Here is a 4076-nt window from a genome sequence, read left to right on the forward strand (position 1 = left end):
AAAGTACACTCTCATTGAACGTTACTTGCTCGAAGAACTCAAGTCCGGGAAATACTCCGTCGGGGATAAACTCCCCACAGAGAAGGAATTGATGAACAAGTTCAGTGCCAGCAGAGAGACAGTTCGAAAAGCGCTGGATCGCCTTGCCTTCAAAGCGGCGATTGTTAGAAGACCGGGCCTCGGAACGTTTGTCAGTTACGGAAGCGATAATCACTTAGTGGGGATTCTTGTTCAGCAGATTACCAGCTACATCTTTCCTTACGTTGTACTCGGTGCAGAAGACCACCTCTTCAGGAACGAATACAAAATGCTCTTGGGAAATTCTGCAGAAGATCCTGTGAAGGAAAGACAGATCCTTTCAGAGTGGATTGAATCAGGGGTGAAAGGGCTAATAATCGATCCCGTCTACAGCGCTACGAAAAGGTCGAACAAAGACCTTGTGAAATCCATGGCCAGATCCGGAGTAAAAATAGTTCTTGTTCATAGCGATTGGAACATAGACCATGTTAGCTGCAATGTACTTGATGACGCATATGGTGGAGAGAAGGCTTCAGAGATTTTTTTCGAGTATGGTCACCAGAGAGTGGCTGTAATATACAAATCGACTCACCTTCCCGGTGTTATTAGGGCGAAGAGCTTTATAGATCGCTGCAAGCAACTGGGATTCTCGAAGATTTACGAGAAGTCCTTCAATGTGTCGGAATTTACCGGTGCACCCATGCAAATAGTCCACGAACTCATGTCACTGCCATCCCAAATCCGGCCTACGGCTGTATTCTGCTACAACGATGCCACGGCCCTGCAATTGCATCTGGTAGCTAAGAGACTTGCCCTCAACATTCCCGATGACATCTCCGTAATCGGATTCGATGACGGTCCGATAGGTGACTTCAGAGAAGTCTTGACTACCTTTGCTCACCCCAAAGAAGAAGTCGGCAGAAAGTCCGTTGAGATCTTGCTCGAAATGCTTAACGGGGCGAAGCCCCAGAGAGTAGTTAATAAACCAGAACTCATTGAAAGAAGTTCCGTTGCCGAAGCTAAAGAGCAGTCAGTTAACACCGAAAAGTTGTTCTGATTGGAAAGCTATTATCACAAGTGTAGGATTTTTCGGACCCTAATAACGACTAGACGTTGTTGATAGCTTCGCTTCGAGGAACTAGAGTTAAAGAAAGTAGAGTTTGGTGGCCGGTGGAAGATCCGCTGCAAGTTGTGAAGACCAAAATCCGTTGACCGTCAACGGTCCGAGACCAGATCAATAAGACTGACATTCTGTGCAGAGGCATCTAATGACGTGACAGGACGCATATCAGTTCTGCTACACCTCCTCTAATTATGCGCGAACTGTTGTGATCCACTGCTCTTTCAGCGGTCCGATATACGACAACAGACAGTCGCTCTCGGAGAACTGTTTTGGAGCATGTCATTAAGAAAAGTAGTCGCCAAGAAAGCGTACCAGAGAAGACTGTTCTAGAGTTATCAGTGGATCTTAGTTCTTAACTCAACAGCGGTTTTGCGATGGGATTACATTACTGGTCGGTTCTGCGGTCTGTGGCGACCAACGGCTGTATGGCCTAATTGGTCACTCTCAGTTAATGTAGAAGACCTTCGCACATTCAGAATAGACTCTGAACAAGATGTTGACCGTTAAAAGGGGAGTGCAGCCGTGCGCGCAGAAGAACAGGTCTATTCTAGTTGTGAGAAATACCTCTTTACGGAGTCAACTTATAACCGGTTTTTCCTGCTTTCCATGTCTCCTGCCTCCAGCTACTGGTCGCGCGGAATTTCACAACATTCTAGTGACTTGGCGCCGCTTATTTATCTAGTGGTTCTCTCTATAGCTTGCATTGAAAATGAACTGGAACAGGTTCTGCCTACGATACAAAGAAAGCTTCTTGGTTCTTCCTTCCTCATTTGTGGATCCGCTAACCCCTGACTTCGAGATCTTCACTATCTGCAAGAATAGATTCGGAGATTCTGGGTCAAGATTCCGACCGCTGCTTCATATATGTACATACATTTCTCATCTCAAATCAACGAAAACCCTTTCATTCAATAGTTGAACCAAAGGATCGCGAAGATATTTGACGAAGCTCGGCCCAGATCACTGCAGAATGGCTATAGTTCAATTTGGCGTATCTTTTCAACTTTTGCTAGAATATGACCGTAAATTAATCCTTCTCTTAACGCAATTGCTTTTGTGGCTTTGCTGCATTCGGAATCGGGTGTTTGTTGCAGATCTGTTGGTCTGAGTTAATTGAATTTCGCAGGTAGGTACGTACATATAAATGTTTTCCGTTTTGCATCCGTCGAAGCCTTAGCTCTCAGATTTCACTTACAACAGTACCTCATTGAAGAAATCATAACGTTGATTGTTTATGGGTCTGACAGACCAAGACAAGTCTCTTTCGAGGAGGTGATGACAAGAGAAATCGCTAGTTGATACTTGTTTGCTATTTGTTCTAATTGATGATCAGATACTTATTTTTCTGGGAGGTGAAACTCAATGAGAAAGTTGATGCTTTTGGTGCTCGCGGTAGTTGTGGCAGCCAGTTTCTCTTTTGGTGTAACCATAACGATGATGTCACCGCTAACTGGTGCCGACGGTGCGTACATGGATGAGATCATTGCAAGATTCAACGCTGAGCATCCTGACATTGAAGTGGTTCACGTCGTGGTAGAGTCTTCTCTAGATATGAAAAACAAGCTCTCGATGGGAATTGCGTCCAAGACTGCACCGGAGATTATGTTCATCAGGAAGTTCGACATGCCCCTTTATCTCAACCACTTCAAAGGGTTCACAGCTGATGAGTGGCTAAACAAGTATGGAATCGATACCGATGACATCTTCCCCGGTGTTCTGGACGGACTTGTTGTAGACGGAAAGATCGTAGGAATCCCTCTTGATATCTGGTTGTTCTACATGGCCTACAACAGAGGAAACTTCGCAGAAGTAGGTTTGGATCCCGACAATCCTCCAAAAACGAGAGAAGAATTCATCACTGCAATGGAAGCTCTGATTCCTATAACGCCTCCAGGACTGACCCCCTATTATGAAAACCCTGCCTGGACATGGATATGGTTCCACTTTCTTTGGCAGCACGGAGGCGAAGTGCTAACAGACGATTTCAAAGAACCCGCCTTCGAAAAAGCTGGAGTTGAAGTCTGTAAACTGATGCTTGAAATGCAGGATAAGAGGATTCTCCCGATGCAAGTCGCCGATCCAGGCGTATCCTTCCAGTCCGGTGAGAGTACTGTGCTTATAACTGGCATATGGACAATTAAGCCTTGGATGGAACAGCTCGGCGAGGACTTTGGGTACGCAGTATCTCCGCAGCTGGGCAACACTAAGGCTGTATTTGGAGGTTCTCACGTACTCGCGATGCCGAGAGTTATGGTTGAGGACCCGAAGAACCTTGAAGCGGCCACGACATTCATTAAGTATCTCTGGGACCACTCGATTGATTGGTACGAAGCAGGGCAAACTCCTGCAAGAGCTTCTGTTGCCGAAAGTCAAGAACTTAAGGACAGACTGCCTCACATCTATCAAGTCTCGCAGGATTCCGAGTTCGTAAGGCAGTTCCAGATGTTCCCACTGATTTCGGAAATCGAAGCTGAGATCGCGGTCTACCTTGAGGAAATTCTGGTTCTGCACTCTGTATCTCCGGAGGCCGGAATGAAAGAAGCAGCATTCGCAGTACAAGAAATTCTTGACGACTACTGGGCAAGGAATTAATTGCCAGAAGTTACAGCTTTTTTGGTGAAGGGAGGAGAAGCAATTGAGACAATCACATTCTAAGTTGCCTAGACGGTTCCACAGGGAGGTAGGATCGTGGTTGTTCCTCCTCCCTCACCTGTTTTTCTTCATTCTGTTCGTTGGTGTTCCGCTTGTATTTGGTATGATAATCAGTTTCTTCAACTGGAGTCTCCTCAGTGATAACGTGTTCATTGGAGTGAACAACTACGTTAGAACGTGGAATGATTCAAGATTCTGGCCCACGGTTCAGCACACTGTGGTTTTTGCGATAATCAGTGTTCCACTCACGATAATCGTTGCCATTATCTTTGCACACATTCTC

General features: G+C 45.7%; 3 protein-coding genes. All 3 read left to right on the forward strand.

All coding sequences use genetic code 11. The features are described from left to right. Positions 1-13: 13 nt before the first annotated feature. Complete coding sequence (locus tag ENN47_02950; protein HDP77142.1) at positions 14-1075, forward strand: GntR family transcriptional regulator; 1062 nt, start codon at positions 14-16, stop codon at positions 1073-1075. A 1428-nt stretch (positions 1076-2503) separates the two neighbouring features. Then, the gene (locus ENN47_02955) at positions 2504-3733 is read left to right on the forward strand and encodes an extracellular solute-binding protein (GenBank protein ID HDP77143.1); all 1230 of its coding nucleotides are present in this window, start codon (positions 2504-2506) and stop codon (positions 3731-3733) included. Positions 3734-3776: 43 nt separating this feature from the next. After that, a partial coding sequence (locus ENN47_02960) for a sugar ABC transporter permease (GenBank protein ID HDP77144.1) occupies positions 3777-4076 on the forward strand: 300 nt, incomplete at its 3' end.

This window comes from Mesotoga infera (assembly GCA_011045915.1).
Lineage (GTDB): Bacteria > Thermotogota > Thermotogae > Petrotogales > Kosmotogaceae > Mesotoga > Mesotoga infera_D.

Bases quoted from the DNA above. Each gene is read 5' to 3' on its own strand.
- ENN47_02955 (HDP77143.1), top strand. From the start codon at position 2,504: ATGAGAAAGTTGATGCTTTTGGTGCTCGCGGTAGTTGTGGCAGCCAGT.